Raw genomic sequence first — 3,830 nt, 5'->3', positions numbered from 1 at the left:
GTATTGTATCGGGCTTGCTCAAGAGATGGAGTCTTGCGGGCTATTTTTTTCCGTAGTTTTTTATGAGGTGCGAGTGGCTGTCGCCGGTAACGGCCTGATGCGTCTTTCATCTGGCTACATTTTCAGGAGTTGTTATGGGGTATGAGTGGCTGGCGCTGGCAGCGGCCAGTTTGTGGGCAGTGGCGGCCCTGATCTCCGTCAAACCGGCCCGTCACCTGGGAGCTTTTGCCTACAGTCGCTGGCGCATGTTTCTAGTCAGCCTGATGCTGGGCTCCGTCAGCCTCGCCACCGGCGGCTGGCAATCTCTCACCGAGAGTGCCCTGCCCCTGCTGGCACTGTCGGGCCTTATCGGCATCTTCGTTGGCGATACCGCCCTGTTTGCCTGCATGAACCGGTTGGGCCCCAGGCGCAGCGGCTTGCTGTTCTCCTGCCATGCTCTCTTCTCCGCCCTGCTCGGCCTCTGGTTGTTTGGCGAGCAGCTCGGTGGCTGGCGACTGGTGGGGGCCTTGTTGGTGTTTGCCGGCGTCATGCTCGCCATTTTGTTCGGCCGGCGTGGCGGCAATGAGCACAACGAGTGGGAACAGGTGCGCGGGCATCTCGCCATCGGCATAGGTCTGGGTCTGACGGCCGCCTTCTGCCAGAGTCTGGGCGCCATCATCGCCAAGCCCGTGATGATGAGTGGCAGCGTGGATGCAGTGAGCGCTTCCGGCATCCGCATGGGCAGCGCCCTGTTGGCCCACTGCACCTTGCGGGCGCTGCGGGTACCGCTGTCACTGCCGCACAACCCCATTAACCGTCAGGTACTGGGGATGATTGGTATCAACGGCTTCCTGGCGATGGCCATGGGGATGACGCTCATCCTGGTCGCCTTGCGTCAGGGAGACGTCGGCATGGTGGCGATCCTCTCCTCCACTACGCCTGTCATTCTGCTACCCCTGCTGTGGTGGCACTCGGGCCAGCGCCCCTCCCTCACGGCCTGGGCGGGCGCCCTGCTGGCCACACTGGGTACGACCATGGTGCTGGGGGCGGGCTAACGTGGCTTAACGTCAGCGCCGGGGTTAACACCACAAGCCGCATGCACTTCGCTATTCGCACCCTCGACCAGAGGTGAGCTGCAGCGTCGATTAGCCCCGTCGCGGCATCACCGGACTTTCGTTGCCGAGTCGGGTGACTAGAACTGGGCGATTTCCTCGGCCGTCAGCTCGCGGTATTCGCCCGGTGCCAGCGCGTCATCCAACGTCAGTGCGCCGATCCGCTCCCGATGCAACCCCACTACCTTGTTGCCGATGGAGGCAAACATCCGCTTCACCTGATGATACTTGCCTTCATGGATGGTGAGGCGTGCCTCGCACTCCCCCAGGATCTCCAGCTGGGCGGGACGGGTCTTCTCGGATTCGTTGCGCAGGAAGACACCATCGGCAAACAGGGAGATGGCATCCTGATGCACCGGGTCGGCCAGCCAGACATGGTAGGTCTTGGCACACTCATGGCGCGGCGAGGTGATGCGGTGGGACCATTTGCCATCGTCGGTCACCAGCACCAGACCCGTGGTGTCAAGATCGAGTCGGCCAACCACGTGCAACTTGCCCATGGCGGGCTCGTCCATCAGGAAGAAGACGGTTGGATGATCCGGATCCTCGTTGGAGCAGACGTACCCTTCCGGTTTGTGCAGCATGAAGTAGCGATTGCGCTGATCCAGCGTCAGCATGACGCCGTCGAATTCGACCTGGCTCTGCTCGTTGATGTGGAAAGCGGGTTGTTTGACCACTATGCCGTCCACCGTGACCTCTCCCTGCCGGATCAGTTTGCCCGCCAGGGACCGGGTCAAATCGGAACAATCGCAAAGAAATTTATCGAGCCGCATGCACAACCTCAGAGTCCATCAATAAAGGGGCGTCATTATATAGGCCGAGGGCAACAACTCCAGCACTAAGCGGTAGTGATGCAGACCATGTCGTCATGACGAAGCCCGGCGCGGGTGTTAGACTGCCTGCAGAGGGCCTAATGTTACGCATAATAATAAAGTCAGGAAGCCGAATGAAGTCGCACACTCCTCATCCAGTCATTCCCGTCAACCAGCTGCAAGCCGGCATGTACGTGATCGCCATCATCAGCCAGACAGGTGGCATGGAGATCGCCCAGATGGGGCTGGTGACCACCCGTCAGCAGATCGATGACCTGGTCCGGCGCGGTGTGCTAACGGTGCGCGTGGATCTCGCCCGCAGCAAGCTGGCTGGCATAGAGCAGATCATCTCCCCCGACCCTGCTACCTTGTCAGCGTCATCCCAACGCACGGCAGGCAGTGCCAACGGCGAGGGCCGCGAACTCAAGATCCGCCGTCTCTACCAGGAAGCCCGCGAACTGCAAGGCAAGTTCATCCGCCAGCTCAAGGCGGGTGAACCCATCGACATCACCCCGCTGGCCGAAGTAGCCGAAGAGATGGTGGACACCATGTTCACCCACGGCGATGCCATGCTCTGTCTGGCCCGCATTCGTGCCAAGGATGCCTACCTGATGGAGCACTCCATGAACGTGGCCATTTTGCTCGCCAACTTCGGCCGCTATCTGGGGTTGGAACGCAGTGTGCTCAAAGAGCTGACCCTGGGGGGCCTGCTGCACGATGTGGGCAAAATCATGACCCCGGATGAAGTGCTCAACAAACCGGGCAAGCTGACCGATGAAGAGTTCACCATCATGCGCCAGCATGTAGTACACAGTTACGACATCCTCAGCCAAACCCCCGGCATCACCGCCACCATGCTGGAAGTCGCTGCCAATCACCACGAGCGGCTCGATGGCACGGGTTATCCCAGCCACCTCAAGGGAGATCAGCTCTCTCTTCATACCCGCATGAGCGGCATCGTCGATGTCTACGACGCCGTGACGGCAGATCGGGTCTACAAACAGGGGATGCAGCCGACCCAGGCATTCCGGATCCTGCTCAAGGGGGCCGACCACCATTTCGATCGGGGGCTGGTGACCAAGTTCATCAAGTGCATGGGGGTTTATCCGGTGGGGACGCTGGTACAGCTCTCCAACCAGCGGTTGGCTATCGTGATGCAGCGCAACGAGCAGCAGCCGCTCAAGCCGGTGGTCAAGGTGATCTATCACGCCACCCAACGCCACTATCTCGATGTACAGTGGCTGGATCTGGCGAAATCCGGAGTACAGGAGTGCATAGAAAGCACGGTCGATCCCAAGGAGTTTGGCATCAGCCTCGCCCACTTCGTCTAGTTGGTCCCCTCCTCTCGGGACCGCTCGACACAATGCAGAATTAGAAACTCCTCATCCAGCGGTGACAGGTCAAAGCGGATACAGGCCTCTTCGATGGCCCGGACGTCGTGTTGACGGTGCTCGCTGAGCCAGCGCACAGCGCGGCGCAGATCTTCACCATGGGGCAGCAGGGGATGGTCGCTCATGAGGCACCTCCGGTAAGCCATCGACATCAGCCCGTCAAACCGGGCTGTCCTCTATAGCTTAGTCTGCCAGCCGCACCACCTCTATGTTCCCTCAATCAGACCTCTCACCTCAGGCAAAAGCCCGCTGCCAATCCTGATCAAACTTCGCCAATGCCGCATCCACCGCAGGTACAGTCAGCAACTGTTCGGCCACATCGAGCGGCAGGGTGATGGATTGGCAACCGGACAGCAGGCAGTCAAGCGCCTGACGGGGAGTGCGGAATGACGCCGCCAACACCTTGCTGTTCGGTGCGTGCAGCTCAAGCAACTGTTGCAGCTCCTGCACGGTGGCGATGCCATCGCCGCCCTGAGCATCCAGCCGATTCACGTAGGGAGCGACATATTCTGCCCCCGCCACCGCCGCCAGCCAGC

Annotated in this window: 5 protein-coding genes; 2 read left to right on the top strand and 3 right to left on the bottom strand. The window is 60.5% G+C overall.

Annotated features, from left to right (window positions below):
- Positions 1-134: 134 nt before the first annotated feature.
- A complete protein-coding gene (locus tag AAC083_RS09335) occupies positions 135-1,034 on the top strand; it encodes a DMT family transporter (protein WP_108536429.1) in 900 nt (299 codons plus the stop codon).
- Between the two features lie 137 nt (positions 1,035-1,171).
- On the opposite strand, the gene rsuA is transcribed toward AAC083_RS09335, so the two are convergent.
- Complete coding sequence (rsuA, locus tag AAC083_RS09330) at positions 1,172-1,864, bottom strand: 16S rRNA pseudouridine(516) synthase RsuA (protein ID WP_108536428.1); 693 nt, start codon at positions 1,862-1,864, stop codon at positions 1,172-1,174.
- Positions 1,865-2,037: 173 nt separating this feature from the next.
- On the opposite strand from rsuA, the gene AAC083_RS09325 reads away from it, so the two are divergent.
- Positions 2,038-3,234 carry an HD-GYP domain-containing protein gene (locus AAC083_RS09325; protein WP_108536427.1) on the top strand — a complete coding sequence of 399 codons (1,197 nt, stop codon included), beginning with the start codon at positions 2,038-2,040 and terminating at the stop codon, positions 3,232-3,234.
- On the opposite strand, the gene AAC083_RS09320 is transcribed toward AAC083_RS09325, so the two are convergent.
- Both AAC083_RS09320 and AAC083_RS09315 read right to left on the bottom strand, forming a co-directional pair.
- Complete coding sequence (locus AAC083_RS09320) at positions 3,231-3,419, bottom strand: hypothetical protein (RefSeq protein ID WP_042036421.1); 189 nt, start codon at positions 3,417-3,419, stop codon at positions 3,231-3,233. The genes AAC083_RS09325 and AAC083_RS09320 overlap by 4 nt on opposite strands.
- Positions 3,420-3,528: 109 nt before the next feature.
- Positions 3,529-3,830 (bottom strand): transaldolase family protein (locus tag AAC083_RS09315; protein ID WP_308811003.1); only part of this gene is annotated, 302 nt, incomplete at its 5' end.

The sequence above is a fragment of the Aeromonas sp. HMWF014 genome (assembly GCF_963878295.1).
GTDB classification, from domain to species: Bacteria; Pseudomonadota; Gammaproteobacteria; order Enterobacterales; family Aeromonadaceae; genus Aeromonas; species Aeromonas popoffii.
This window is presented reverse-complemented; position numbering and strand designations above follow the sequence as displayed.